The sequence below is a fragment of the Austwickia sp. TVS 96-490-7B genome (assembly GCF_019331795.1).
In the GTDB taxonomy this organism is placed as follows: Bacteria; Actinomycetota; Actinomycetes; order Actinomycetales; family Dermatophilaceae; genus Austwickia.
On record NZ_JAHPZL010000007.1, the window covers coordinates 205,563 to 230,473 of the forward strand.

Genomic DNA, 24,911 nt, shown 5'->3' on the forward strand with positions numbered 1-24,911 from the left:
GCCGGCGGCGCCGCCCCGATGGCGGCTGCCGCCACTGGGACCGCAGCCTGGGGATGGCTGCTCGTGGCCTTGCCCCTGTGTGGGGCGGCTTTCCTGCTGATCGGTGGAAAAGCCACCGATAAGTTCGGTCCGATGCTGGCGACCATCCTGTCGTGGTCGAGCTTTGCCGTTGGCGCGGCGATCCTCGCTCAACTGTTAGGTCTGTCCGCATCGGAGCGGGCCCAACATCTGACCCTGTTCACCTGGATCTCTGCGGGGACCTTGAACTTGTCCGCGGGGATGCTGATCGACCAGTTGTCGATCACCTTCGTCCTGTTGGTCACGTTCGTGGGTTCGCTGATTCACGTGTACTCCTTGGGGTATATGGAGCATGACGTCGACAAGCGGCGTTTCTTCGCCTACCTCAACCTGTTCGTCGCGGCGATGCTGACGTTGGTGCTAGCTGACAGCTACCTGATGTTGTACGTCGGTTGGGAGGGCGTCGGTTTGGCGTCGTACCTGCTGATTGGTTTCTGGAACTGGAACCCGCCCTACGCATCGGCGGCCAACAAGGCGTTCATTGCCAACCGGGTGGGTGACTTCGGTCTCGGTTTGGCGATCATGATGATGTTCTTCACTTTTGGCCGAGTGGACTTCGCTGGCGTCCACGCCAGTGCGCCCTCAGCTGAGGTGACGGCGCTGACCGTGATCGGTTTGCTGCTCCTGCTGGCGGCCTGTGGTAAATCGGCGCAGTTCCCGTTGCAGTCCTGGCTGGGTGATGCCATGGCCGGCCCGACGCCGGTGTCAGCACTGATCCACGCGGCGACGATGGTCACTGCGGGGGTGTACCTGGTGGTGCGCAGCCACGCGATCTTCGACCTCGCACCGACCGCCCGTCTAGCGGTGACCATCGTCGGGGCAATCACGTTGACGATGGGCGCCATCATCGGTTGTGCCAAGGACGACATTAAGAAGGCCTTGGCGGCCTCGACCATGAGTCAGATTGGCTACATGATGCTCGCCGCTGGCCTGGGTCCGGTCGGTTACGCCTTCGCGATTTTCCACTTGGTCACGCACGGCTTCTTCAAAGCCGGGATGTTCCTGGGCGCCGGGTCGGTCATGCATGGCATGAACGACCGGGTTGATATGCGCACCTTTGGTGGTCTGGGCACGGTCATGAAGATCACCTGGATCACCTTCATGATGGGGTGGTTGGCGATCCTGGGCATCCCGCCGTTTGCTGGGTTCTGGAGCAAGGACAAGATCATCGAAGCTGCCTTCGTCGGCGAAGGATGGCAGCCGTGGGTGTTTGGTCCGATCACTTTGGTGGTGGCCGGTGTGACCGCTTACTACATGTCACGACTGTTCTTCATGACCTTCCACGGTGAACGACGTTGGTCTCAGGATGACCATCCGCATGAGTCTCCAGCCACGATGACGGTGCCGATGATCATCCTCGCGGTGGGTTCGGGCTTTCTGGGGTTGGCGTTGGCCCAGCTCGGGTTCGTTGACTGGTTGAATCCGGCAGTCGGAGTTGGCCACGTCGAGGAGCATCACCCGGTGGTTCCGGCGCACGTCATTATGGCGGTGACGATCTTGTTGGTGCTGCTCGGCGCGGGGTTAGCGTTCCTGCAATATGCGCGTCGATCCGTGGGAGCTCCCTCGTCAAGCGTGCTGGCCAAGGTGGCTCGAAACGACTTCTTCCAGGACGACGTCAACGATGTTGCGCTGGTCATCCCAGGTAACGCGGTGGTCCGTGCGACGGTGCTCACTGATGAGGGCGGCGTGGACCGCGCCCTCACCGGGATGGGGTCGGCGGTGGCTCTGGCCAGCGGTGGCTTGCGTCAGCTCCAGAGCGGTTTCGTCCGTTCCTACGCCCTGACGATGCTGGTCGGCATCGTCGTCCTCCTCGGTGCCGTCTGGGTGGTGCAGTGATGAGAAATGTTGACTGGTTGACCGTCATGATGGTCGTCCCGCTGGTCGGGGCGCTCATCATGGCGATCCTTCCTCGTGGTGGGATGCGACTGGCGCGACCTGTTGCGCTGGGGACGTCACTGGTGGTCTTGGTGTTGGCGATGGTGGCGTGGCTAGGGGTGTACGACTCCAATGCCGCGGATCAGTTCCAGCTCAGGGCGACCCATGAGTGGATCCCGCAGTGGGGTGTCAGCTATGCCCTGGGTGTCGACGGGATGGCGATGGCCATGATCGTGATGTCGGCGATCCTGGTTCCGATCTGCATCCTGGCCGCATGGGAAGACATGCCCGAGGACGGGGAACGGGACAACGGCTACTTCGCCTGGATTTTGGTGCTGGAAGCCTTCATGGTGGGGGTTTTCTCGGCGGTCGACGTCTTCCTCTTCTACGTTTTCTTCGAAGGCATGCTCATCCCGGTGTATTTCCTCATCGCGAGTTATGGCGTGGGAGAGAAGCGTCGGGCTGCAGCGCTGAAGTTCCTGCTGTTCTCGCTGGCAGGCGGATTGGTCATGCTGGCCGCTGTCATCGGGGTGTATGTGCAGGGCAAGGGAGGCTCCACTGGTTTCTTGGTGAGCGCGTTGACGGGCTTGCAGATGGACCAGACGACCGAGCGACTGCTGTTCGTCGGTTTCTTTGTGGCGTTTGCGATCAAAGCTCCGATGGTTCCGGTGCACACCTGGCTGCCAGATGCTGCCGAGGCGGCGACCCCAGCGACGAGCACCTTGCTGGTCGGTGTCCTCGACAAGGTGGGCACCTTCGGGATGATTCGGTTCTGCTTGCAGCTGTTCCCGAACGCCAGCCAGTGGGCCACGCCCGTGGTGATCGGGTTGGCGCTGATCTCGATCGTGTATGGCGGTGTTGCCGCCATCGGTCAGAAGCACATGATGCGTCTGGTGGCATTCACGTCGGTGAGCCACTTCGGTTTTATCGTGTTGGGCATCTTTGCGTTCACCCGGATGTCAGGTCAGGGCAGTGTGCTCTACATGCTGAACCATGGTTTCTCCACAGCGGCGTTGTTCCTGGTCGCTGGCATGCTGATCCAGCGACGTGGCAGCGCGTTGATCAGTGAGTACGGCGGCTGGCAGCGGGTCACCCCGGTGCTCGCAGGATGCTTCCTGATTGCTGGCTTGTCCGGTTTGGCGTTGCCTGGTCTGGCGAGCTTCGCGTCTGAGTTCCTGGTGATGATGGGGACCTTCCAGCGTTACCCCTGGGTCGCCGGGATCTCCTCGATAGGCATCATTCTGGCTGCGCTGTACATCCTGCTGTTCTACCAGCGCGTTTTCACCGGCCCCCCGCCCGGTCGTCGGGTGGTGGATCACGGCCATGCTGCGTTGGAGGTCGACTCTTCCGTGGAGCCGCTGGTAGTGCGTGACTTGGGCGTGCGGGAGAAGCTAGTGATGGCGCCACTCATCGCGATCTTCGTGATTCTCGGGTTCTACCCCAATGCTGCCCTGCAGGTCATTAATCCGGCGGTCGAGAAGACGCTGTCCATCGTGGGTGCCACGGATCCGGCGCCTGCTGTCGGCTCCGCGGGGGCCACCGAGGGGAGTGCCAAGTGATTCCCGTTCTGGCTGCGGCTGAGCCGTTCAGCAAGATTGATATCGACTACGCCGCAATCTCGCCGATGCTTGTTGTCTTTGGCGGTGCGCTGGTCAGTGTGTTGGTGGAGGCCTTTGTCGGGCGCCGTGAGCGTCACGAGGTGCAACTGGGCATCTCGGTGGTCAGCCTGGTGGGCGCGTTCGTGGCTCTGGTCACTTTGTCCCGCCACCACATGGTGTCCACCATGGCTGGTGCCGCGGTGATCGATCAGGTGAGTGTGTTTTTGCAGGGTCTGCTCTTGGTGCTGTCGTGCATCTCGATCATGATCATGGGTGAGCGGCTGTCCTCCGGGTCAGCGGATGCGTTTGCCCCGTCAGCGTCCTCCATCCCTGGCAGTAAGCAGGAAGAGCTTGCTGAGCGGGTCGGTGCAGTGACCACTGAAGTGTTTCCGCTGGCGCTGTTTGCCACCGGCGGCATGATGATGTTTGTCGCGGCTGGTGACCTGCTGGCGATGTTTGTGGCCTTGGAGGTGCTGTCGCTGCCGCTGTATGTCATGACAGCGGTGGCTCGTCGGCGCCGCTTGCTCAGCCAGGAAGCAGCGCTGAAGTACTTCCTGTTGGGCTCTTTCAGCTCAGCGTTCTTCCTGTTCGGTGCGGCGTTGCTCTATGGATTCGCCGGATCGATCTCGTTGGGTGTGATCGCGCAAGCTATTTTTAGCTCGATCAACCCGGGTCTGCTGGTTCCCGGCGTGGTGTTCACGTTGTTTGGTGTGCTGTTCAAAATCGGCGCGTGGCCGTTCCACAACTGGGTGCCGGATGTCTACCAGGGTGCGCCTACCCCGATCACCGGGTTCATGGCGGCGTGTACGAAGATCGCTGCATTCGGGGCGTTGCTGCGTCTGGTCTACGTCGGGGTGAGTGGATCCCGCTGGGACTGGCTGATCATGCTGTGGGTCGTGGCAGCGGTGACGATGATCGTCGGTGCGGTCTTGACAGTGACCCAGACGGATATCAAGCGATTGTTGGCCTACAGCTCGGTGGCGCATGCAGGGTTCATCTTGGTGGGCTTCTTGGCGTTTGACCAGTCCGCGGTGCGGGGTGTGATGTTTTACCTCGCGGCATATGGGTTCACCACGGTGGCCGCTTTCGGGATGGCGTTCTTGGTGCGCGTTGAAGGGATGGAAGCGACCTCAGTGCAGCAATGGGAAGGTCTGGGCCGACGTCACCCCATGTTTGCGGGAGTGTTTTTCGTTCTGTTGCTTGGTTTCGCAGGTATCCCGTTGACCAGTGGTTTCACCGCTAAGTTGGCTGCTTTCCTGCCAGCTGTGAAGTACGGCGGTCCTGCTGGAGTGGTCCTGGTCGTGATCGGTGTCCTGTGCAGCCTGGTGACGGCGTACGCCTACTTCCGGATTGCTAGTGCGATGTTCCGCTCCGATGACTCGGTACCGGACAGTGAAGGCGCTGCGGTGGCGGAGGTCTTGGTTCCTTCGAGCACGACGGTCTTCGCGATCGCCATGGGTGTCATCGTGACGGTGGCCCTGGGTGTGTTCCCGTCGCCGCTGTTGCAGATCTTCGGCACGACCACGCAGTTCCTTCCATGACGGCGGCGATCGTCCATAACCTGCCCTCTGTCGAGCCCGGCCTGGCAGCCTCGCTGTCGGCCGGGCTCGCCCGGGTCGAGGGTTTCCTGGCGGAATGTGTGGACTTAGCGGATCCGTTTCTGGCGCAGGCCAGTGGACACTTGCTGCGCGCTGGTGGCAAGCGGTTCCGGCCGGTGCTGACGCTGCTGGCTGCTGAGGTGAGTCAGGGGGTCACTGAGGAGGTCGTTCGGGCCGCTGCAGCTGTCGAACTCACCCATCTGGCATCGCTTTACCACGATGACGTGATGGATGAAGCCGCGGTACGTCGCCATGTGGTCAGTGCCAATGAGGCGTATGGCAATTCCACAGCGATTCTGGTCGGGGACTTGTTGTTTGGGACGGCCAGTTCGATTGTGGCTGATCTGGGTCCGGAGGCAGTGAAGATTCAGGCGGAGACGTTTGTGCGGCTCTGCGCTGGTCAGATCCGCGATGCTCGGCCATGCCCTGCCGGTCAGGACCCGTTGGGGTATTACCTTCAGGTTCTTGCCGATAAGACAGGCGTTCTCATCGCGACAGCGGCGAGGTATGGCGCGATGTTTTCTGGCGGAGATGCTGACACCGTTGACGTCATGCGGCAGTACGGCGAGCGTCTCGGAGTGGCATTTCAGCTGGCAGATGACTTGTTGGATATTGCTTCTGAGGGTGCGGAGTCTGGCAAGGTGCCGGGGACGGATCTGCGGGAGGGGGTGGACACGTTGCCGGTGTTGCGCGTCCGCCAGCTCGCCGATCCCGCAGACGCGGAACTGATAGCTCTGCTGGATTCGGACCTGGGACAGGACGAGGAAGGTGTGGCTCGGGCGCTGGAGTTGTTGCGGCGTCATCCGGCATTGTCGTGGGCTCGTGAGCAGACCCGTGCGGTGGCTGATGAGGCCCGGTCGTTGCTGGTGTCGCTCCCGCAGGGGCCTGCTGTCCAGGCTTTGGACGCTCTGGCTGCTGGGGTGGTCGACCGGAGTATTTGACGACTCGAGACGTTGTGACGCCGAGACGACCCGTGGGAAGACCGTTCGTGGTTTCCCTGGGTCGTCTCGTCGGTTTTTCTGGCCGTCTGTCGGACAGGGATACCTTGGCCAATCGTCTTGAACGCCAAACAGGTACGCTATCGGCAACACGGTGCTCTGCATTCTGAGAGGATGCGGATAGGGAGGGACACCGTGGGCAGATGGCGCCTCAGGCTCCAGCTGTCATGAGATGGTGAACTTCGATGTCCTCCAGAGAGGTTCATCGCAAGCTCACCTGTCATTACGGGTTCTCTTGACTAGTGTTGGGGGCGGCGTCGGAACACTCCGGGTCGCATAGGTCTAAGGCGGTCATATGTCTCGCGTACCGGCCGAGCAGCGTCGCGAACAACTCATCGATGCGACGATCGAACTTGCCATTCGTGAGGGACTCGCGGCGGCATCAGTCCGTCGCATCGCTGATGAGGCGAATGTCTCCCTTGGCGTCGTTCACTACTGTTTCAGCAGCAAAGAAGCGCTGCTGAACGCAGTAGCTGAGTCCTTCATCAAGCCGATCATCGCTGCGGTCAATGAAGCCCTGGAAGATCATGAGGGCACTTTTGAGGAAAAAGCGTATGTGGCGTTCAAGGCTTTTTCCGATCACTGCCAGGCTCAGCCGGGACGCCAACTGTTGTCCTATGAACTGGCCGCGTGGTCGATTCGTGGCGATGGCGATTCGGCAAGGCTGCTTTACCGCACCTATCAGAGTGCCATTGAGAAGATGATCACCGAGCATCTCGGGATCACTGGGAGCGAAGGTCTGCCGACACGGACCTTAGCCCGGATGGTCTTGGGGATCTGTGACGGCGTCATGCTCAGCTGGCTCGTCGACCGAGACGACGAAGCGACGTTCGACGTGCTCCAGGGATTCATTGCCGTCTTGCTGGCGGTCATTGAGCAGGCGCGTGGCGCTGGATTCTTGACAGTGGCAGACAGCCCAGCCCCGGCCTGACCGGGGCTGTCTGGGGACACGGGATATCGCTCCGTGTGGGCCGATCCGGCCAGGCGGGGCCCTCAGGCGACGAACCAAGGGTCCTTACCGGCGAAGAGGGTCTCAAGGTCCTGATCTGAAGGTGGCCCTCCTGCGTCCTCCTGGGCGAAGCTGATCTGGTCGCGGACCAGGTCGTCGTAGGCGGGCCGGTCCACGCTGCGGAAAATCCCCATTGGGACGCACGCCATGTCTGGGGAGTCAAGAGCTGCCAACGCAAACGCCTGCGAGGCGTCCGGGGAGTGGATGTCGAGAGTGACTCCGTCACCCTCAGTGACGTGCTCTTGGGGGAGGAGTTGGAGCCCGCCGCGTCCGTCGGTGACCACGACTCGGTCCCCGGTCCGTAACGGTGCGCCGTGGGTAAGCCGCAGGATGCGGGCCTCCGCTTGGGTGGCGTCTCGAAGCAGGTCGAAGGCTCCGTCGTGGAAGATCGGGCAGTTTTGGTAGATCTCCACGAATGAGGTGCCTCGGTGGGCGGCAGCAGCGCGCAGCACATTGGTCAGATGTGCTTTATCGCTGGCCATGGTGCGAGCCACGAAGGTGCCGCCAGCGCCTAGAGCCACGGCGATCGGGTTGAAGGGTGTGTCCACGGCCCCGGCGGGGGAGGATTTGGTGACCAGTCCGGCTGGGGAGGTTGGTGAATACTGGCCTTTGGTGAGTCCATAGATCCGGTTGTTGAACAGCAAGATCGTCATGTTGACGTTACGACGGAGTGCATGGATCAGGTGATTACCGCCGATGGAGAGGGCATCGCCATCACCGGTGACCACCCATACCGAGAGGTCGGGTCGAGCGGTGGCTAGGCCGGTGGCGATGGCGGGGGCACGGCCGTGGATGGAGTGCATGCCGTAGCTCTCCACGTAATACGGGAATCGGGAGCTGCATCCGATGCCGGAAACAATGGCGATATTTTCCCGACGGATCTGCAGTTCGGGAAGGAAAGACTGGAAGGCGGCGAGGATGGCGTAGTCACCGCATCCGGGACACCACCGCACTTCCTGGTCTGAGGTGAAGCTTTTCTTTGAGAGTTTGTCGCCGTCGGCCAGGCGGGGGACGCCATGGGTGCCGATGCGGGGCATGCCCAAGTGGTGCAGGGCGGATGGGGGGGTCGTCACGGGTCAGGCCTCCTGTCGTGCGGTGCGCAGCGCCGCCGAACCGAGAAGGTCGGCGATCTGGCCTTCGAGGATCTCGCGCATCTGTCCAGGAACGAACGGAAGTCCGCGGACCTGGGTGATGGAGTGGATGTCGACCAGGTACGTGCCCCGCAGAATGAGGGCGAGCTGGCCGGTGTTCATTTCAGGAAGGACCACACGGCGGTAGCGTCGCAGGACCTCACCGGTATTAGCCGGGAACGGGGACAGATGCCGGAAATGGGCTTGGGCGATGGCTAAGCCATCCCGGCGGAGATTACGCACGGCGGCAGTGATCGGTCCGTACGTCGAACCCCAACCGATGACGAGTAGGTCTGCGTCATTCGTGGGGTCGTCCACGTGGAGTGGGGGAATGTCCTTGGCCATTCCGGCAACTTTGGCGCAGCGCAGCCTTGTCATCCGTTCGTGGTTGAGCGGATCATAGGAGATGCTGCCGTCGCCATCAGCCTTTTCGATACCACCGATGCGATGTTCCAGTCCGGGGGTGCCGGGGATGGCCCAGGGGCGGGCCAGCGTGTGTGGGTCGCGGGCGAAGGGGTGGAAGACCGGGGTGCCTTGCTCGTCGGTGGCGTTGGGGCCGGTGGCGAAGTTGGGGGTGATGGTGGGGAGCGAACTCAGATCAGGGAGATGCCAGGGTTCTGATCCGTTGGCGAGATACCCGTCGGTGAGCAGGATGACTGGGTGTCGGTAGGTGACAGCGAGTCGGGTCGCTTCGTAGGCGGCGTCGAAGCAGTCGGTGGGGGAGGACGCCGCGACCACGGCGACGGGGGAATCACCGTTGCGGCCGTGAAGTGCTTGGAGGAGGTCGGATTGTTCGGTCTTGGTAGGCAGCCCAGTAGAGGGTCCGCCGCGTTGGACGTCGACGATCACCAAGGGCAGCTCGGTGCTGACGGCGAGGCCGATCGTTTCGCTTTTGAGGGCTAGGCCGGGTCCGCTGGTGGTGGTGACGCCGAGTGCTCCACCAAAACTGGCGCCCAGCGCGATTCCAGCGCCGGCGATCTCATCTTCGGCCTGCAGTGTGGTGACGCCGTATCTCTTGAGACCGGACAAGGTATGCAGGATGTCCGAGGCGGGGGTGATGGGGTATGACCCGAGGACCAGTGGGAGTCCGGCGCGATGTGCGGCGGCAACCAGGCCGTAGGCGGTGGCCACGTTGCCGGTGATGTTGCGATATTGCCCTGGAGGCATGGGTGCGGCATCGACGACGTACTGCACGTCGAAAGCTTCGGTGGTCTCTCCGTAGTTCCAGCCAGCTTCAAGGGCAGTGAGGTTGGCTGCAAGCAGCTCTGGGGTGTGCCCGAACTTGCTGGCGAGGAATTTCTTGGTGCCGTCGACATTGCGGCTATACATCCAGGAGAGCAGACCCAGCGCGAACATGTTCTTCGCGCGGCTTTTCTCTTTGCGGGTGAGCCCGAATTCTGCGAGGGCTTCGACGGTGATCGACGTCAGGGGGACGGGGAGCACCCGATAGGTTTCGAGGCTGCCGTCGTGCAACGGGTCGCTGGTGTAGCCCACCTTGGCGAGGTTGCGGGTGGTGAACTCATCGGAGTTGACCAGGATCATCGCGCCGCGGGGTAGGTCATCTAGGTTGGCTTTGAGTGCGGCGGGGTTCATCGCGACAAGAACGTCGGGTGAGTCCCCAGGGGTGAGTACGTCGAAGTTCGCGAAGTGGAGTTGGAAGCTGCTCACGCCGAGGAGGGTCCCTTGAGGGGCGCGGATCTCGGCGGGGAAGTTGGGCAGGGTGGCGAGGTCGTTGCCCAGCCCGGCGGTGTCGGAGGTGAACCGGTCCCCGGTCAATTGCATGCCGTCACCGGAGTCGCCGGCGAATCGGATGACGACGCGGTCGACAGAACGCACCGGTGTGGTCTCGTTGCTGCTCATAGGTGGCGTTTCCGAACCTCTGTGTTGGATGGCGGTGGGGGTCCGGGCCGATACCGCCGTGGACGGGCCCGTAGGTCGTCGGTGCTCCCCCGTGGTGCGTCAATCCTAGGCGTCGGGACAGGGGAGGTGGCCACCGGGCGACAGTGGATGAAGTCGCTGTGACCTGGATCAAAGTTGGGTATCGGCGCTGGTGGGCGCAGGTCATGCCTAGAGATGAGGGGGAGATAGGCTGATGACATGTCTGCCTCCTGTGAGCCCCGGTTGCGGGTGCGTTCCGTTGGGCTGCCGTTGGCGTGCTGTGCAGTGGAGGTCGCTGCAGCCCGGCGACTCTTGGCTGGGACACCAGATGCAGAGACGTCGACCGCCTCGGACGTCGTAGTGGTGGCGGGGACGGTGACCGACGTGATGGCGGCGTCGATCAGGTCCGAGTATGACGATGTGCGTGAACGTACCGGTGCGGACGTTCCGGTAGTGGCATTCGGGTCATGTGCGATCTCCGGTGGTCCTTATTGGGACTCGTACGCAGTGTGCCGGGGCGTCGCGCAGATCCTGCCAGTTGATGTCTGCGTCCCCGGATGCCCCCCTCGGCCGGAGGCTCTGATTGAGGCGCTCGGATCCCTCGGGTCCACGGAAGGGGATTGATGTCCATGGCGGTGGAGCGGGTGTCCCCTCAACAGTGGGTTGACGTGATGTCAGCTCGGTACGACGACGGTTTCACTGTCTTGGAGACTCTGGCGGCAGTAGACGCTCATGACGGTGCGGAGCCCGTGGGTCTGGACGTGGTTGCGATCTTGTTCGATCCGAGGCCGGGTGCCATCCGACGTCACCAGGTATGGACTCGCGTGCCTGATGAGGATCGGCTGGAGAGCCTCGCCTCGATCTGGCCGGGCGCACGCTGGCTAGAACGTGCCGCTGCGGATCTGTCTGGGCTGCTGGTGGGATCAGGTCTAGTGGATAGGGAGCCACTCTTGGTCCAGGGGACCCCGGGCGAGGCGCCGCCGTTGTCAAAGAAACGGTTCTTGCCGGCCCGAATCGCCACGCCCTGGCCGGGATCTCTCGAGCCGGGCGAAAGGAGAAACGTCGGATCCGGACCTGACCCATCGTCAGGGCGGAGAAACCGTCGACGCCTGGTCCCACCGGGAGTCCCCCCGGAGCAGCACCGATGAACGTCGCATCCCCTGCGGGGATTCCAGCACGCAGCCGCGGCGCTATCGCATTGGACCCTCAAGCCTGCACCGCCTGCATGTTGTGCGCTCGGGAATGCCCGGATTGGTGTATCACGCTGGGGTCGCGGACTGAAGAGATCCCCCCGGACCCTGCTGCGTCCCGAGGGCGCACTCGGGTGGTGCACCGCCTGGAATATTTTGAGATCGATTTCGGACTGTGTCTGTTCTGCGGCATCTGCGTCGACGTGTGTCCGTTTGACGCGTTGTCATGGACGCCCACCCCGGTTCCTTCGGGACGGGTCGCCTCGGTAACTGCTGGTGCGGACGTGCTGGATAACTTCCGACGTGACATTCCCCCCGAGACATCTCTTGAGGTCGGTGCGATGCCACCCCGGCCCAAGGATTCTGGCCGAGGGCACGGCGGTGGTCGCCGGGCCCGGTAGAGCGCGCCTGGCATCCGCCGTGGACGAGGTGCTGATCTCAGCGCAGCAGAGCAGCTCACCTGGACGATCGTCCCACTCACTGTCCCGCCGTACGGCGGATGACCTGCGCGGGCGCCGGGAACATCGCCACGGGGACGAGGCGTTGTCCCTCATATGCACCGGCACTACAACGGTTTGAAGACTGCCGTCCTGTTCGGCGTGATTTGGGCGATGCTCCTCGGGGTCGGATCACTGGTAGGACGCGGCAAATTCGTGTGGCTGTTCGCACTCGTCGGTGTCGCGATGACTGCGTACGGCTACTGGAACAGCGACAAAATCGCTATCCGATCGATGCGGGCCTACCCGGTCACCCCTGAGCAGCAACCAGCGATGTACCGCATCGTCAGCGAGCTATCCTCCCGCGCAGGTCAACCCATGCCAGCTCTCTATGTCTCCCCGACTGAAGCTCCCAATGCTTTTGCCACCGGGCGTAACCCCAGCCATGCAGCAGTGTGTTGCACCGAAGGCATCCTGAACCTGCTCGACGAGCGGGAACTCCGCGGAGTGCTAGGGCACGAACTGATGCACGTCTACAACAGAGACATCCTCACGTCCTCTGTCGCGGCGGCACTCGCCGGGGTCATCACCAGTGTCGCGCAGATGCTGATGTTCTTTGGCGGTGGCAACGACGAGGATCGACCCAATCCGGTGGCGATGATGGCGCTGGCATTGCTGGCGCCGCTGGCAGCGTCGGTGATCCAGATGGCGATCTCCCGGACCCGTGAGTACGACGCCGATCAGGGTGGTGCTCAACTGACCGGGGATCCGTTGGCCTTGGCGAGCGCCCTGCACAAGCTGCAATACGGCACCGCTCGTGCGCCTTTGCCGCCGCAGCAGGATCTGGTCAATGCGAGTCACATGATGATTGCCAATCCGTTCCGCGCCCAAGACGTCTCCAAACTTTTCAGCACTCATCCACCGATGGATCAGCGGATCGCCCGGCTGGAAGCGATGGCAGGGCGGCATTGATGCGGGCCCAGCTCGGTGGCGTGCCCCAGCCGATCCGAGATGACGAGCTAGCCTCTATCACCGCAGGTTGAGGCGCCGCTGGTTAGAGTGACCGGGTGGCTGTGTTGACGCATTCCGAGTCCCTCCGTCGTGCCGACCTGTTGACCGTCACGTCGTACGACGTCACTCTTGACCTCGACACCGGCGCAGACACCTTTGACTCGATCAGCGAAGTACATTTCAGCTGTTCGCAGGACGGAGCCAGCACCTTCATTGATGTCACAGCCCTTCGAGTGCACGAGATCTGTCTCAATGGTGTCGATCTTGACCCGCGGGAAGTCACCGACGGCAGGCTGCCGCTGACCGACCTGGCGACTGACAATGTCGTGGTGGTGCACGCCACGATGGGGTATCGGCGAGACGGTCAGGGCCTGCATCGGGCCGTCGATCCCGCTGACGGACGTCACTACGTCTACGGCCATCTGTTCTTGGATGCTGCCCCCAGTGTGTTTGCCTGTTTTGATCAGCCTGACCTCAAAGCGCCGTACGACGTGGCAGTGCATGCCCCTGATGGATGGATTGTCCTTGGTAACGGCGCGGCATGCCTCGATGAAACGCGCGGCCCAGGGTGGTGGCGGCTCGCGCGGACCGCACCGCTGGCGACGTATTACGTCACGATCTGCGCGGGCCCCTATGTGAGCGTGCGCGACGACCATGACGCGATCCCATTGGGTATCCATGCCAGGGCTTCTTTGGTGCAGGAGCTGCACGCTCAGGCCCCCGAATTGTTGGCGTTGACTAAAGCTGGTTTGGATCATTACAGGCGTTTGTTTGATAGTGGCTATCCTTTCGAGGAATACCACCAGGTCTTCGTGCCAGAATTCAATGCTGGCGCCATGGAGAATCCTGGCTGCGTGACTTTCCGTGATCAGATGATCTTCCGTGGCGCTGTCGGAGATGCTGAGCGCATGGCCCGGGCTAACACGGTGCTGCACGAGATGGCACACATGTGGTTTGGCGATCTGGTGACGATGCGATGGTGGGACGATCTGTGGCTCAACGAGTCATTTGCGGAGTACATGGCGACCCGCGCCTGCCTCGAGGTCACTGAGTTTTCTTCTGCATGGGCGGATTTCACCTTGATTCGCAAAAGTTGGGGGTATGCCGCTGAGCGATCACCCTCGACCCATCCGGTGGCCAGTGAGGCCACGGCGGACACAGCCCAGGCTTTGCATAATTTTGACGGGATTTCCTACGCCAAAGGCGCTTCTGTCTTAGCGCAGCTGGTGGCATATCTGGGGCAGGATACGTTCGATGCTGGCGTACGAATTTATCTGGCTCGCCACCCCTATGGCAATGCCGAATGTGCTGATTTTCTCACGGCAATGATGGAGGCATCCGGGCGAGATCTACAGGACTGGGCGCAGGCCTGGTTGCGCACCAGCGGCGCGGATGCTCTTGAGGTGGCTCTCGACGGGCAGGATGGCCGGATCGTGGGAGCTGAACTTCGCCGTACGGCGCCTGCCGAGGAGGAGTTACGACGTCCGCATACGATCCGAATTGCCGGGTACGCCGAAGGTCGTCGGTTGTGGGACATCCCCGCGGTGCTCAACGATGATGCGGTGTGTCTGTCGGAGTTGATCGGCGAGCAGATTCCGGCGGTGCTGCTCCCCGATGCCCAGTCCGATACCTGGGCCACAATTCACCTGTCAGAGTCATCGCTGGCGGCGTTGCCGGAGGAACTCGCCGCCATCCCCCAGGTCACGGCGCGGGCCATGGTGTGGGTGTCGGTGATCGAGGGGATGCGGGACGGACGGATCGATCCGGGCGCTGTGGTGGGTTTGGTGGCTGCGGCCGGACCATCAGAACCAGACCCGTTGATTCAGCAGCAGGTGTTCAACGATCTGATCCGTCCTGTGGTGCGCATCTTCATGACGCCGTCGCGTCGTGCAGACGCGACAGCGACCTTGGCAGCGGCCGCTCGGCAGGTCGCTCGGCTGTCGGCTCCGGGTTCCCCGTCGTACCTGGCCGCGGTGCGAGCGCGAGCGGCGTGGGAGCCAGACGAGACTTACCTCCAGGCGTTAGCGGTCGGGAATACTCGGGTGGAGCCACTGGCCGAGGATGCCGACCTGCGGTGGGCGGCTCTGACCACCTTGGCGTGTCGTGGTGTGATCGACGAGGGTGTGCTGGCGCGGCGGCGTGACGAGGACCGCACGTTGGCCGGGGAGTTGGCGTATCTGAAAGCTCGCGCGTCGCTACCTGGGGCAGCGGAGAACGCATGGGCGTGGTCGCAAATCGTGGATGCTCCTCAGCGGTCCAACTATGAATTGAATGCGTTGGCAGAGGGATTCTGGATGGTGGCGGACGCGGCGGGGATGGAGGGGTACGCCGAACGGTATTTCGTCGACCTTCCGGCGATGGCTGGTCGATTAGGTGAGGACGCTCTGGCTCGAGTTGCCACGGTGGCTTTCCCCTCGGTGATGGTCTCGGAGCGGGTCGTCGACACGGCCCGGGTGGCGCTGTCATCGGCTGAGCTCAGTGATGCGGTACGCCGCAGCATGGTGGACGGCACTGCGGTGATGGAGCAGGCCTTGCGGTCTCGACGGCGGTGGGGCTGAGCTTGAGGCGCGGCTTAGTGGGTGTCGAAGATCTGTTGGATCTGCAGTGGGTCCCGAGTGTGGGTCAGGGCGAGGGCTAACAAGATCCGGCCCTTTTCCGCGCCTAGGTCGTCTCCGGCGATCAGGCCGAGACGATCATCGGGGACTGCTCCGTTGCGGGCCACGGTGCCTCCGGCAACTCTGGTGGTGCGGACAATGGCTAGCCCCTCCGTTGCGGCTTGGGCGAGCAGGTCCTGGACATCGACGGGGACGGTGCCGTGACCGTGACCGACGTACATCAGCCCGGCGGCGCCGGAAGCGATGACGGCAGCGAGAAGGGCCGGGGGCATCCCGGCTCGACCGACAATGATCTCTACTGGCGGGAGATTCGTGATCGGTGCATCGGCGAACATACTGTCCGCCCCATAACGACGCAGGGGTTGGGTATGGAATCGCGGCCGCCTGGCCACGATCTCCCCGATTGGCCCGTGGGTTGATCCGAAAGCACCGACTCGAGTGGTGTGTTTTTTGGTGAGATGGCGGGCGCTGTGGATCTGGTCGTCGAGGACCACCAGCACGCCGCAGCCGCGACTGAGGGGAGATGCGGCGGTCGCCACGGCAGCGAGGAGATTGCCGGGTCCGTCGGCGCTGATGGCGTCAGCTGGCCGCATGGCCCCCACGAGGACAATGGGCTTGTCAGATGAGATGGTCAGGTGGAGGAGATAAGCGGTCTCTTCCATGGTGTCGGTGCCATGGGTGAGGACCACAGCGTCGACGTCCGGGTCAGCCAGGGTGCCTCGTACGACGTCGCCAATCTGGAGCTGGCGGGCGAAGTCCATATCGCAGGAGTCGATCTGGCAGATCTGTCGATAGTCGATCCGAGCCAGCGCATCGATGCCAGGGATGGCACGGACCAGGGAGCCGACATCAATGACTCCGGCGACATAGGAGGTATCGGCAGCTGCGGCGCCGCTGCCGGCGATGGTGCCGCCAGTGCCGAGGACGACGACGTGGGGCAGTGGGGTGCGGTTCGCCGGGGATGTCATGGCAGCCATTGTGTCGTGCGTGGTGAGGTGGCGGCGGGAAGAACGTGCTGCACGGTGCGGTGAGAACGTCCTGTCACCGCTGGTGGCGCGGTGTGATGGGTGTTGCAGGTACGCCCGGCGTGGGTGCAGGTGAGGAAGAAGGCTTCTGGCCTGCACCCACGGAGTGGAGCGTAGGTGTGTCAGGGGATCGCTCAGCGATAGTTGGTGAACTGGAGCGCGACGTCGAGGTCAGCGCCCTTGAGCATGGTCATGACGGCTTGGAGGTCGTCCTTGCTCTTGCTGCTGACGCGCAGTTCGTCGCCTTGGATCTGGGCTTTGACGCCCTTGGGGAACTCGTCGCGGATCATCTTGGAGATCTTCTTGGCGTGCTCCTGGCTGATGCCGTTCTTGAGGGTCCCTTCGAGGCGGTATTCCTTGCCGGAGGGTTTGGGGGTGCCATCGCCGGTGTCGATGGATTTCAGTGAGACCCCTCGCTTGACGAGTTTGGTCTGGAAGACATCCAGGACAGCCAGGCAGCGTTCTTCGCTGTTCGCCTTCATGACCACTGTCTCTTCGCCGCTGAACTCGATGCTCGCTCCGACGCCCTTGAAGTCGTAGCGCTGGGAGAGCTCCTTCTGGCTCTGAGTGAGGGCGTTGGCGACCTCTTGGCGGTCCACTTTGCTGACGATGTCGAACGAGCTGTCGGCCATGTCCATCCTTTGTGGGGGTGTCCGGTGTGTCGGCGGTGGCCCGCCGGGTGGCCTGCGTTCCTCGTGAGGGGCAGGCCGCCTTCCTATTCTGCCCGGGGGAGGCTAACCGTGCCGATTGGACGTGGCCCCGGGGGTCGTTGTTATGCTGTCCGAGCGCACCATGGCAGATTGCCCGAGCGGCCAATGGGAGCGGACTGTAAATCCGTCGCGAAAGCTACCTAGGTTCGAATCCTAGATCTGCCACCAGCGCTCGAAGGGCCCCGATCATTGTGATCGGGGCCCTTCGTCATTGTCTGGCAGCAGATCGGCACGCTTTCTTGCTGCCGGTCACCCGCAGTCTCCGCGGCGAAAAACAGTACGCGCGTACCTAATTCGGTGGCTAGTCGCCTAGAAACCTCATCTGAGGTTGAGATGTCTCCCTTGAGTGAAGGCTTGTTCATCAGGGATAACACCAGACTGTGACGAGCAACACAGCGACTTAAGAGTGGTACATGCGTACCATTTATGCCATGACCTGCGGAGATGACGCGGTGAAGGCGACGTATGCCCTGGGGGCCGACACGCTCGTCCGTCCCGGAGGTTGGCACGACAGAATCCACATCCACATCCCTGAGCCCATCAGGGGCACCACACCCGGGCCGGGATCGACACCTCGACGAGCCGGATACCTCTAGCGAGGCCAGCGTGTCACCGTCCGCCGCTTCGGCGTGGTCGCCGTACGGCGATATGGCGACGGACACATCCTTCACACACCCTCAGACGGGCCGCCACCGCGACCCGACCAAGGAGAACCTCATGACGAAGATCGTCAACTCCTGGAACGACTTCGACCCGCTGAAGCATGTCATCGTCGGCGTTGCCGACAACAGCTGCATCCCACCGGAGGAGCCTGCCACCTCCGAGAAGGTGCCGATCGATTCGAAGATGCGCGGCATGTGGGGCCCCCGGCCCCAGGAAACCGTTGAGGCAGCCAACGAGGAACTCAACTACCTCGCTAAAGTCCTTGAAGACCACGGCGTGACCGTAGACCGTCCCACGCCGTTGCAGTGGAACGCCCCAGTCATCACCCCTGACTTCCGCACCGACTCGATGATGACCTGCATGCCACCGCGTGACACGCTGCTCACCATCGGCCCCGAGATCATCGAGGCCGCCATGTCCTTCCGGTGTCGTTTCTGGGAATACCTCGCTTTCCGTCCGTTGCTCTCGCGTTACTTCGACGAGGACCCCGAGTTCATCTGGACCCAAGCGCCGCGTCCTCGCCTGTCGGACGCGTCCTACAAACACAACTATTACGACGAGAAGATCTCCCTGGAAGAGCGCCTGGAGCGCACCGCCGCCAAAGACTTCGTCACCACTGAGGAAGAGATCCTCTTCGATGCAGCCGACGTGCTGCGCCTCGGTAAGGATCTCTTCATCCAGCACGGCCTGACCACCAACCGCAAGGCCATGGAATGGTTCAAACGTAAGTACCCGCAGCTGCGGATACACGCCGTGAACTTCCCCGGCGACCCCTACCCGATCCACATCGACGCAACCTTCGTGCCGCTGCGTCCAGGACTGATCATCAACAACCCGCACCGTCGCCTCCCGCAGGAGCAACGGGCCATCTTCGAAGCCAATGATTGGCAGATCGTCGACGCCGCCCAGCCGGCGCACACCGAGCCGCCGCCGCTGTGCTACTCCTCCGTCTGGTTGTCGATGAACTGCCTGGTCCTGGATCACAAGACGGTGATCTGTGAGGCTTCCGAGGTGCACCAGATGGAGCAGATGGACAAGCTGGGTATGAACGTCATCCCGGTGCCCTTCCGCAACGCCTACCCGTTCGGCGGTGCCCTGCACTGCGCGACAGCGGACGTCTACCGCGAGGGTGGTTGCGAGGACTACTTCCCGAACCAGGTCGAGGACCCGACCAGGGTGTGATCGACGTACGGACGCGGGGTTGCGTCAGAGGTGACAGGACGCAACCCCGCACCCGCCGTACGTCGACCCGACTCCCAGTCGGCGAGCTGCGGCTACTTCCCCCATCGCGTCAACGAAAGACACGGCATGTCCTCCACCGTCACTCCAGCGCCCACATCGGCCGACTCGACATACGTCATGAACAAGAAACTCGGGCTGCTCGCGATGGTTCTTTCCGCGACCGGCATGGGATTCGTCGGCACGTTCGGCAGGCTCGCCACCCCTGTGAACCCGGCGACTGGGGCGAAATACATCATCGGTGATTTTCTGGCTTTAGGGCGGATGGCGACCGGCGCCTTAGGAATGCTGCTAATCATCATCGCCATCAAGAAAATGCAGAGCCTGCGCACCACCAAGCTATCCTTCACCGTGATCGCCGGGGGAGTCTCCATTGGAGCGGCGCTCGGTCTGTACGTCAGCGCCACCTTAATGACGTCGATCGCCAATGCGGTCTTCCTCATCTACACGGGGCCGCTCTTCTCCGCATTGCTGGCCTGGATATTTCTCAAAGAACGCATCACCGCCAGGCATGCCGCGTTCCTGGTTATGGTTTTTATCGGGATGCTCATGACCATCGGAGTCATCGACTATGTTTCAGGTCAGGGCGTGCATTTCGGGTTGCAGTTAGGCGCTGACCCAGCTTTCCCCCAGAAAGCACTCGGCGACATGTTCGGGTTGGCGTCTGGTTTCTTCTACGGGCTGTCCTTGTTCTTCTATCGCTATCGTGGCGACGTGGATTCACAAGTCAGAGCATTCTGGAACTTCATCTTCGGTGCGGTAGGTGCCCTGGGAGTGATGGTCTTCCGGATGGCCACCTTGGATCCCACTAACCCCATCACGGTGATGTCCCCAACCCATTGGGCCTGGGCGGCGGGAATGTTCCTTTTCTGCGGATTCTTTGCCATCGGTTTCCTCGTTGTCGCTGGCAAACACTTACTGGCCATCGAATTATCCTGTGTCTCCTATTGGGAGTGCGTGGTGGCATTGCTGCTCGGGGCGCTGGTGTGGGGTGAGTCGCTCACGCTGGTGGGTGCCGTGGGAGGTCTTCTCATCATCGTCGGCGGAATGGGGCCAGCGTTGGGCATCTTCACCGCCCGAGGTGATAGCGCACCTGAGACATCCGTTACGGCGAAAAGCGCGCCCTAACTGACTTGTCCCGCGAGCCGTTCCCGAGGGAGGACAGAGCGCAGTAGACACGCGGTGCCCTTGGCAGGGGCGTCGATAGCGACTGAAGCACGACCCAGATGTGGAGCATGCGGTGAGCCAATCGTTCGGACCAGTCAGCACAGCGACGACCGCCCCGGTGACGCCAGAAGGGCAGTCCGCACTTGGAGATTCTGATCGACGCGCAGCGGTGCGCAGGGTGGCTGCAGCCAGCTTTATCGGTAATTTCGTGGAATGGTTTGACTACGCCTCTTACGGATATCTAGCCACCGTGATCGCTGCCGTGTTCTTTGCCGAATCCGATCCTGCCCTCGCTCTACTCCAGACGTATGCCGTCTTTGCCATGTCCTTCATTCTCCGACCGATCGGGGGGATCATCTGGGGTGCGTTAGGGGATCGGCTGGGCCGACGGTGGGCGTTGTCCTGGTCGATTCTGCTCATGTCAGGAGCCACCTTTGGCATCGGTCTGTTGCCCACCTATGCCACGATCGGTGCGGCGGCACCTCTGGCCCTGCTGCTATTGCGGATGATCCAAGGATTTTCTGCTTCAGGCGAATATGCGGGAGCATCAGCATTTCTCGCCGAATATGCGGCGCCAGGGCGGCGAGGAATCCTCACGTCCCTGGTGCCAGCTAGTACGGCGACGGGATTGTTGTGCGGATCGCTACTGGTCACCGGTTTCCATGTGGCGCTCACTCCGGAAGATCTGCATGGGTGGGCCTGGCGAGTGCCGTTCCTCATCGCAGGTCCGCTGGGTCTGGTAGGGCGTTACATTCGCGTCCACCTGGAAGACTCCCCGCATTTTTGTGCGCTCGCGCAGCGACGCGGGGCCATCGGTCAGGACCGCGTTCCGGTGCGAGATATCTTCACGCATCATGGTTTCGGGTTGATGGTGGCTTTCGGGGTGACCTGCCTCAACGCGGTAGCTTTTTACCTCGTCCTCAGCTACATGCCGACCTATTTAACGACAGAGCTAGGTGTCGGAGAGGCGGAGTCCTTCATGGCCTCCAGTATCTCTTTGACTGTGTACATTGTCTCAATTTTTGCCATGGGGGCGTTGTCTGACCGATATGGTCGTCGCTGCCTTCTTATCCTCGCGTCAGTGTTGTTTATCGTGTTGACAGTCCCTTTATTTGCATTGCTACCGCACGCGTCACTGACCGGGATTGTGCTCATCCAAGCCACCTTCTGCGTGATGCTGACAGTGAACGACGGGACGCTGCCGACATTTCTCGCTGAGCTCTTCCCCACGTCCGTGCGATACACCGGCTTCGGGTTGAGCTTCAATACGGCCAATGCCATCTTCGGTGGGACCGCGCCGATGGTGGCCACGTGGCTGATCCAGACCACCGGGTCCGCCTCAGCGCCCGCGTGGTATCTCGTCCTGGCGGCTGTCTTGGCCCTGGGCGCGATGGTGGTCAGCAAGGAGACAGCGTTCCGGGCGCTTCTCGACACATGAACATCGTCCGGGCGATCAGCCTTCAGGAGGACCAGCGATGGCAGCAGAACCCCGATGGTCTCCGTCGTCACGAGACCGCAAGCGACCTGGCGCCACCGTGCCTGCCGCAAGAAACGTCTCTGGAGCAGTCATGGTGATCCGAGGCCACGGTCATCTCTTCACCGACCCGACCGCACTGCGTGAGTTCGCGCACGAGGTCGCCGACATACACCAGTGCGGTGCCCGCCCGATTGTCGTCCACGACGGTGGCGACGCTGTCGAACGCATGTTGGGCCGTCTTGGAGTGCATTGCGAATTCCGCGGAGATCGCAGGATCATCACGCCGGAAGTCATGCAGGTCGCGCACATGGTGATCAGTGGGCACGTGCAGCGCCGCATTGTGGCCGAGATCAGCAGAGTGGCCCCGCGAGTGGTCGGTCTCAACGGCCAGGACTCCGGGCTCATCACGGCAGTACGTCGCTCTGCTCCTGGCGCGGATGACGACGAGGGTGAGGTGGGAGACGTGGTCGACATTCGTACCTCCTTGCTGACCGACCTGCTGCGCTCCTCATGGATCCCTGTCGTGTCGGCGATCGCTGCGACACAGGCCGATCCGACAGCAAGCGTGATGGTGGACGCCGACGCAGTCGCGCTGCGAATGGCATTCGCCCTCGAAGCCGACATCGTTCCGATCACCGGCAGAATAATTACTGCCGACAGCGAATTTCGGCGTTAAATAGCCTCCTCGGTAGAGCCGAGGAAAGGACAATGGTTGTTCGAAAGGTGCCCGTTCTCGCTGCGGCGGCGCGCCTCGCAGCATGAGACAGCTGCCGTTGTGGTCTCCGAACGCGTTCGAGGTGCGACACCGACCGCACAGCCGGTCAGGGCACGTCTGGCCCCCCGGACAAGGTCCCGCAGCGCTGCAGGAGAAGAGAGGGCGTATGACGCTGACTAAGGCCGGTAAGGCCACCGAAACGATGACCACAGGCAAAGGATTGGCGCGTCGTCAGGAGATCGTGGAGGCGGCAGCGGCCATTCTGCGATCAGAAGGACCGGCTGGCGTCTCCCATCGGACAGTAGCTCGTCGCGTCCACTGCTCCCTTTCAGCCACTACCTATTACTTCAGTGGCTTGGAAGAACTCCTCGAAGAAGCCGGTCGACTCAATATTGGTCGATGGGCCAGCCGAGCCGAACGAGTGGCTGAAGCCGTCGAATGTCGAGTCGGTGACCTAGAACGCGCCGAGGCGCTCGAGGTGATTCTCGACGCGATGGTCCCACGCGATGAAATCCTGCTGGGCCACTACCTGCAACTCGTCGCAGCAGGAGGCTCCAAACCGGTCCGGCGCGCTTACCGCACCGGCCGAGACCGCCTCAACGCCGCGATGACACGGGTGTTACGGCGGATCGGCAGCGCAGCCCCAGCCGAACTTGTCATTGCCGTCGTGGACGGGGCTGCAGTCAGCGCGATCAGCGAGGGACGCGACCTGCGTCTACTCGCCACCAACCTCCTCGACGCCGTGGTGTGAGCCAGGACCTCACCGGTGAACCACCCATCCACAGACTCTGCCGCCGGTGACAGCTCGTCTTCTCCGGCGGCCGCCACAGCACTGTCGTTCCTTCGCGACGATGTGGGAGTCCTAGTCCCCGTGGACACTCCGCCCCGACGAGTGATCAGCTTGGTGCCGTCACTGACCGAAGCTGTGGCTCTGAGCGCACCTCATACCCTGATCGGTGCGACACGATGGTGCACCCACCCAGCTGATCTGGACCTTCTCCGGGTCGGCGGCACCAAGGATCCTGACCTCAGCGCAATCATCGCCGCACGACCAGACCTGGTGATCGCCAACGAGGAGGAAAACCGCGCCTGCGATGTGGCCGCGCTGCGGGAACACCACGTCCCGGTATGGGTCACCGCAATAGACGATGTTCCCTCGGCCTTACGCTCGCTGTCTCGGCTGCTCACCGTCCTGGGCGTCTCCCCATCAGGGCCTCGGGGGTGGTACGACGACGTACGCACGGCTTGGCAGCAGCCGCCGCAGATCACGGGCCACGGGCGCGCGCTGCGCGTGGTCGTCCCGATCTGGAGACGGCCGTGGATGGTGGTCGGTGCCGGGACGTATGCCACTGACGTCCTGACCAGGTTGGGGATGGTCAACGTCGCTGCAGCACGGGGCAGTCGATATCCGAGAATCGATCCAGCCCAGATCTGTCAGTCCACCCCGGTCGATCTGGTGCTTCTCCCTGATGAGCCCTACCCGTTCTCAGCGGTAGACGGACCGGAATCAGTGGAGACGCCCGCGGTCTCGGTGCCGGGACGGGCGCTGTTCTGGTACGGACCAGCGATGGTAACGGCACCATCGATCTTGCGTACCGCCATCTGCACCGCCTTGGGAGAGAACAAGGGAGGATGAACTCGTCCGGCCCGAGGGAGGAGAGCATCGTGACTGCCGCATCTGTCGACGAACTGGTGGTGTCCCGTCAATGCCAAGGAGCAGTGGTTGAGGTCACGTTCAACCGACCGCACCGCCACAATGCGTTCACCTCAGTGATGTACGACGGACTACGCGATCTGTTCAGTGCCCTGACCGACGATCAGGACGCCCATGTCGTAGTTTTCCGGGGAGCCGGAGCAGTGGCCTTCGCTGCGGGCAACGACATCGCCGAATTCGCAACCATGACTGAAGGGTCGCAGGCCGTTGCCTACGAGAGCCGGATACGTGCCTTGCTGATGGACCTGGGTCGGCTCCCGCAGGTCAGCGTCGCCGCTATTGATGGGTTGTGCGTCGGGGGTGGCTTGGCCGTAGCGACCTACTGTGACCTCCGGCTAGCGACCTCCTCCTCCCGATTCGGATATCCCATCGCCCGAACCTTGGGCAACGCGCTCTCCCGTCCCTTGCTGGAACGATGCGTTCACGTGTTCGGCGAATCCATGACCCGGCAGATGTTGCTGGCGAGCAGGTTGATCGACGCACACCGGGCCTTCGAACTCGGGGCGTTATTAGCGGTCACCGACTGCCGCACCGCCTTAGACCGTGAGGTAGAGACATTAGTGACGGGACTCTTGCAAGCCGCTCCAGCAACCTTGCGAACGACGAAAGAGCAGCTCGCACAGATCACGGCGTACGCCGGTGACGTTGATCATGACGAGCATCTGCTGGAACGGGTGTACGGCGGCCCGGCGTTCCGCGAAGGGGTGCGGGCCTTCCTCGCGAAGGAACGTCCTGATTTCCGACAGGCCACTTCCTAGCCCTGCCTGCGCGAGAGCCTGTTGCA

General features: G+C 62.3%; 21 protein-coding genes and 1 tRNA gene. 18 read left to right on the forward strand and 4 right to left on the reverse strand.

Features of this window, described 5'->3' with window-relative positions:
* Window positions 1-18: 18 nt before the first annotated feature.
* The 5 genes from nuoL to KEM60_RS09090 all read left to right on the forward strand — a co-directional run bounded on the left by nuoL (window position 19) and on the right by KEM60_RS09090 (window position 7,078).
* Window positions 19-1,914, forward strand: coding sequence for an NADH-quinone oxidoreductase subunit L (nuoL, locus tag KEM60_RS09070; protein WP_219107564.1), 1,896 nt, complete (start codon window positions 19-21; stop codon window positions 1,912-1,914).
* Window positions 1,914-3,512, forward strand: a complete 1,599-nt coding sequence (locus tag KEM60_RS09075; RefSeq protein WP_219107201.1) for an NADH-quinone oxidoreductase subunit M — start codon at window positions 1,914-1,916, stop codon at window positions 3,510-3,512. The genes nuoL and KEM60_RS09075 overlap by 1 nt, the downstream gene beginning before the upstream one ends.
* Complete coding sequence (gene nuoN, locus KEM60_RS09080) at window positions 3,509-5,092, forward strand: NADH-quinone oxidoreductase subunit NuoN (RefSeq protein WP_219107202.1); 1,584 nt, start codon at window positions 3,509-3,511, stop codon at window positions 5,090-5,092. The genes KEM60_RS09075 and nuoN overlap by 4 nt, the downstream gene beginning before the upstream one ends.
* Window positions 5,089-6,090, forward strand: a complete 1,002-nt coding sequence (locus KEM60_RS09085) for a polyprenyl synthetase family protein (RefSeq protein WP_219107203.1) — start codon at window positions 5,089-5,091, stop codon at window positions 6,088-6,090. Before nuoN ends, KEM60_RS09085 begins: the two co-directional genes overlap by 4 nt.
* 352 nt (window positions 6,091-6,442) lie before the next feature.
* Entirely contained in the window at window positions 6,443-7,078 is a 636-nt protein-coding gene (locus KEM60_RS09090; RefSeq protein WP_219107204.1) for a TetR/AcrR family transcriptional regulator, read from the forward strand.
* Between the two features lie 62 nt (window positions 7,079-7,140).
* Here the strand turns inward: KEM60_RS09090 and KEM60_RS09095 are convergent, their stop codons facing one another.
* Together KEM60_RS09095 and KEM60_RS09100 are read right to left on the reverse strand one after the other, a co-directional pair.
* Window positions 7,141-8,193: a 2-oxoacid:ferredoxin oxidoreductase subunit beta gene (locus tag KEM60_RS09095; RefSeq protein WP_219107565.1), complete on the reverse strand. Its 1,053-nt coding sequence runs from the start codon at window positions 8,191-8,193 to the stop codon at window positions 7,141-7,143.
* A gap of 39 nt (window positions 8,194-8,232) precedes the next feature.
* A complete protein-coding gene (locus KEM60_RS09100; protein ID WP_219107205.1) occupies window positions 8,233-10,146 on the reverse strand; it encodes a 2-oxoacid:acceptor oxidoreductase subunit alpha in 1,914 nt (637 codons plus the stop codon).
* 237 nt (window positions 10,147-10,383) lie between these two features.
* On the opposite strand from KEM60_RS09100, the gene KEM60_RS09105 reads away from it, so the two are divergent.
* The 5 genes from KEM60_RS09105 (at window position 10,384) to pepN (ending at window position 15,360) form a co-directional block, all read left to right on the forward strand.
* Window positions 10,384-10,788: an NADH-quinone oxidoreductase subunit B gene (locus KEM60_RS09105; RefSeq protein ID WP_219107206.1), complete on the forward strand. Its 405-nt coding sequence runs from the start codon at window positions 10,384-10,386 to the stop codon at window positions 10,786-10,788.
* Window positions 10,788-11,312, forward strand: coding sequence for an NADH-quinone oxidoreductase subunit C (locus KEM60_RS09110; protein WP_219107207.1), 525 nt, complete (start codon window positions 10,788-10,790; stop codon window positions 11,310-11,312). The genes KEM60_RS09105 and KEM60_RS09110 overlap by 1 nt, the downstream gene beginning before the upstream one ends.
* Window positions 11,309-11,755 carry a 4Fe-4S binding protein gene (locus KEM60_RS09115; RefSeq protein ID WP_219107208.1) on the forward strand — a complete coding sequence of 149 codons (447 nt, stop codon included), beginning with the start codon at window positions 11,309-11,311 and terminating at the stop codon, window positions 11,753-11,755. The genes KEM60_RS09110 and KEM60_RS09115 overlap by 4 nt, the downstream gene beginning before the upstream one ends.
* A 153-nt stretch (window positions 11,756-11,908) precedes the next feature.
* A complete protein-coding gene (gene htpX / locus KEM60_RS09120) occupies window positions 11,909-12,763 on the forward strand; it encodes a zinc metalloprotease HtpX (protein WP_219107209.1) in 855 nt (284 codons plus the stop codon).
* A gap of 95 nt (window positions 12,764-12,858) precedes the next feature.
* Window positions 12,859-15,360: an aminopeptidase N gene (gene pepN / locus KEM60_RS09125; protein WP_219107210.1), complete on the forward strand. Its 2,502-nt coding sequence runs from the start codon at window positions 12,859-12,861 to the stop codon at window positions 15,358-15,360.
* Between the two features lie 14 nt (window positions 15,361-15,374).
* Here the strand turns inward: pepN and KEM60_RS09130 are convergent, their stop codons facing one another.
* Together KEM60_RS09130 and KEM60_RS09135 are read right to left on the reverse strand one after the other, a co-directional pair.
* Entirely contained in the window at window positions 15,375-16,385 is a 1,011-nt protein-coding gene (locus KEM60_RS09130; RefSeq protein WP_219107211.1) for an asparaginase, read from the reverse strand.
* 191 nt (window positions 16,386-16,576) lie between these two features.
* Window positions 16,577-17,074, reverse strand: coding sequence for a YajQ family cyclic di-GMP-binding protein (locus KEM60_RS09135; protein ID WP_219107212.1), 498 nt, complete (start codon window positions 17,072-17,074; stop codon window positions 16,577-16,579).
* 162 nt (window positions 17,075-17,236) lie between these two features.
* On the opposite strand from KEM60_RS09135, the gene KEM60_RS09140 reads away from it, so the two are divergent.
* The 8 genes from KEM60_RS09140 (at window position 17,237) to KEM60_RS09175 (ending at window position 24,885) form a co-directional block, all read left to right on the forward strand.
* Window positions 17,237-17,320: transfer RNA gene (locus KEM60_RS09140), tRNA-Tyr, on the forward strand.
* 549 nt (window positions 17,321-17,869) lie between these two features.
* Window positions 17,870-18,997 (forward strand): serine/threonine protein kinase, encoded by a 1,128-nt coding sequence (locus KEM60_RS09145; protein ID WP_219107213.1) that lies wholly within the window; start codon window positions 17,870-17,872, stop codon window positions 18,995-18,997.
* A 126-nt stretch (window positions 18,998-19,123) separates the two neighbouring features.
* Entirely contained in the window at window positions 19,124-20,182 is a 1,059-nt protein-coding gene (locus KEM60_RS09150; protein ID WP_255574421.1) for a DMT family transporter, read from the forward strand.
* A 112-nt stretch (window positions 20,183-20,294) separates the two neighbouring features.
* Complete coding sequence (locus KEM60_RS09155; protein ID WP_370626341.1) at window positions 20,295-21,659, forward strand: MFS transporter; 1,365 nt, start codon at window positions 20,295-20,297, stop codon at window positions 21,657-21,659.
* Between the two features lie 37 nt (window positions 21,660-21,696).
* Window positions 21,697-22,374, forward strand: coding sequence for an acetylglutamate kinase (gene argB, locus KEM60_RS09160; protein ID WP_219107214.1), 678 nt, complete (start codon window positions 21,697-21,699; stop codon window positions 22,372-22,374).
* 205 nt (window positions 22,375-22,579) lie between these two features.
* Window positions 22,580-23,164 carry a TetR/AcrR family transcriptional regulator gene (locus KEM60_RS09165; RefSeq protein ID WP_219107215.1) on the forward strand — a complete coding sequence of 195 codons (585 nt, stop codon included), beginning with the start codon at window positions 22,580-22,582 and terminating at the stop codon, window positions 23,162-23,164.
* 15 nt (window positions 23,165-23,179) lie between these two features.
* A complete protein-coding gene (locus tag KEM60_RS09170; protein WP_255574422.1) occupies window positions 23,180-24,049 on the forward strand; it encodes a helical backbone metal receptor in 870 nt (289 codons plus the stop codon).
* 29 nt (window positions 24,050-24,078) lie between these two features.
* Window positions 24,079-24,885 carry an enoyl-CoA hydratase-related protein gene (locus KEM60_RS09175; RefSeq protein ID WP_255574423.1) on the forward strand — a complete coding sequence of 269 codons (807 nt, stop codon included), beginning with the start codon at window positions 24,079-24,081 and terminating at the stop codon, window positions 24,883-24,885.
* Window positions 24,886-24,911: the final 26 nt, after the last annotated feature.

What these genes read in the sequence shown, in the direction of transcription:
- KEM60_RS09105 (WP_219107206.1), top strand. Translation starts at nt 10,384, where the DNA reads ATGTCTGCCTCCTGTGAGCCCCGGTTGCGGGTGCGTTCCGTTGGGCTG.
- KEM60_RS09095 (WP_219107565.1), bottom strand. Translation starts at nt 8,193, where the DNA reads ATGCCCCGCATCGGCACCCATGGCGTCCCCCGCCTGGCCGACGGCGAC.
- KEM60_RS09150 (WP_255574421.1), top strand. Translation starts at nt 19,124, where the DNA reads ATGTCCTCCACCGTCACTCCAGCGCCCACATCGGCCGACTCGACATAC.
- KEM60_RS09085 (WP_219107203.1), top strand. Translation starts at nt 5,089, where the DNA reads ATGACGGCGGCGATCGTCCATAACCTGCCCTCTGTCGAGCCCGGCCTG.
- KEM60_RS09115 (WP_219107208.1), top strand. Translation starts at nt 11,309, where the DNA reads ATGAACGTCGCATCCCCTGCGGGGATTCCAGCACGCAGCCGCGGCGCT.
- KEM60_RS09090 (WP_219107204.1), top strand. Translation starts at nt 6,443, where the DNA reads ATGTCTCGCGTACCGGCCGAGCAGCGTCGCGAACAACTCATCGATGCG.
- KEM60_RS09075 (WP_219107201.1), top strand. Translation starts at nt 1,914, where the DNA reads ATGAGAAATGTTGACTGGTTGACCGTCATGATGGTCGTCCCGCTGGTC.
- nuoL (WP_219107564.1), top strand. Translation starts at nt 19, where the DNA reads ATGGCGGCTGCCGCCACTGGGACCGCAGCCTGGGGATGGCTGCTCGTG.
- KEM60_RS09130 (WP_219107211.1), bottom strand. Translation starts at nt 16,385, where the DNA reads ATGACATCCCCGGCGAACCGCACCCCACTGCCCCACGTCGTCGTCCTC.
- KEM60_RS09165 (WP_219107215.1), top strand. Translation starts at nt 22,580, where the DNA reads ATGACGCTGACTAAGGCCGGTAAGGCCACCGAAACGATGACCACAGGC.
- KEM60_RS09110 (WP_219107207.1), top strand. Translation starts at nt 10,788, where the DNA reads ATGTCCATGGCGGTGGAGCGGGTGTCCCCTCAACAGTGGGTTGACGTG.
- argB (WP_219107214.1), top strand. Translation starts at nt 21,697, where the DNA reads ATGGCAGCAGAACCCCGATGGTCTCCGTCGTCACGAGACCGCAAGCGA.
- KEM60_RS09145 (WP_219107213.1), top strand. Translation starts at nt 17,870, where the DNA reads ATGACGAAGATCGTCAACTCCTGGAACGACTTCGACCCGCTGAAGCAT.
- htpX (WP_219107209.1), top strand. Translation starts at nt 11,909, where the DNA reads ATGCACCGGCACTACAACGGTTTGAAGACTGCCGTCCTGTTCGGCGTG.
- KEM60_RS09100 (WP_219107205.1), bottom strand. Translation starts at nt 10,146, where the DNA reads ATGAGCAGCAACGAGACCACACCGGTGCGTTCTGTCGACCGCGTCGTC.
- KEM60_RS09135 (WP_219107212.1), bottom strand. Translation starts at nt 17,074, where the DNA reads ATGGCCGACAGCTCGTTCGACATCGTCAGCAAAGTGGACCGCCAAGAG.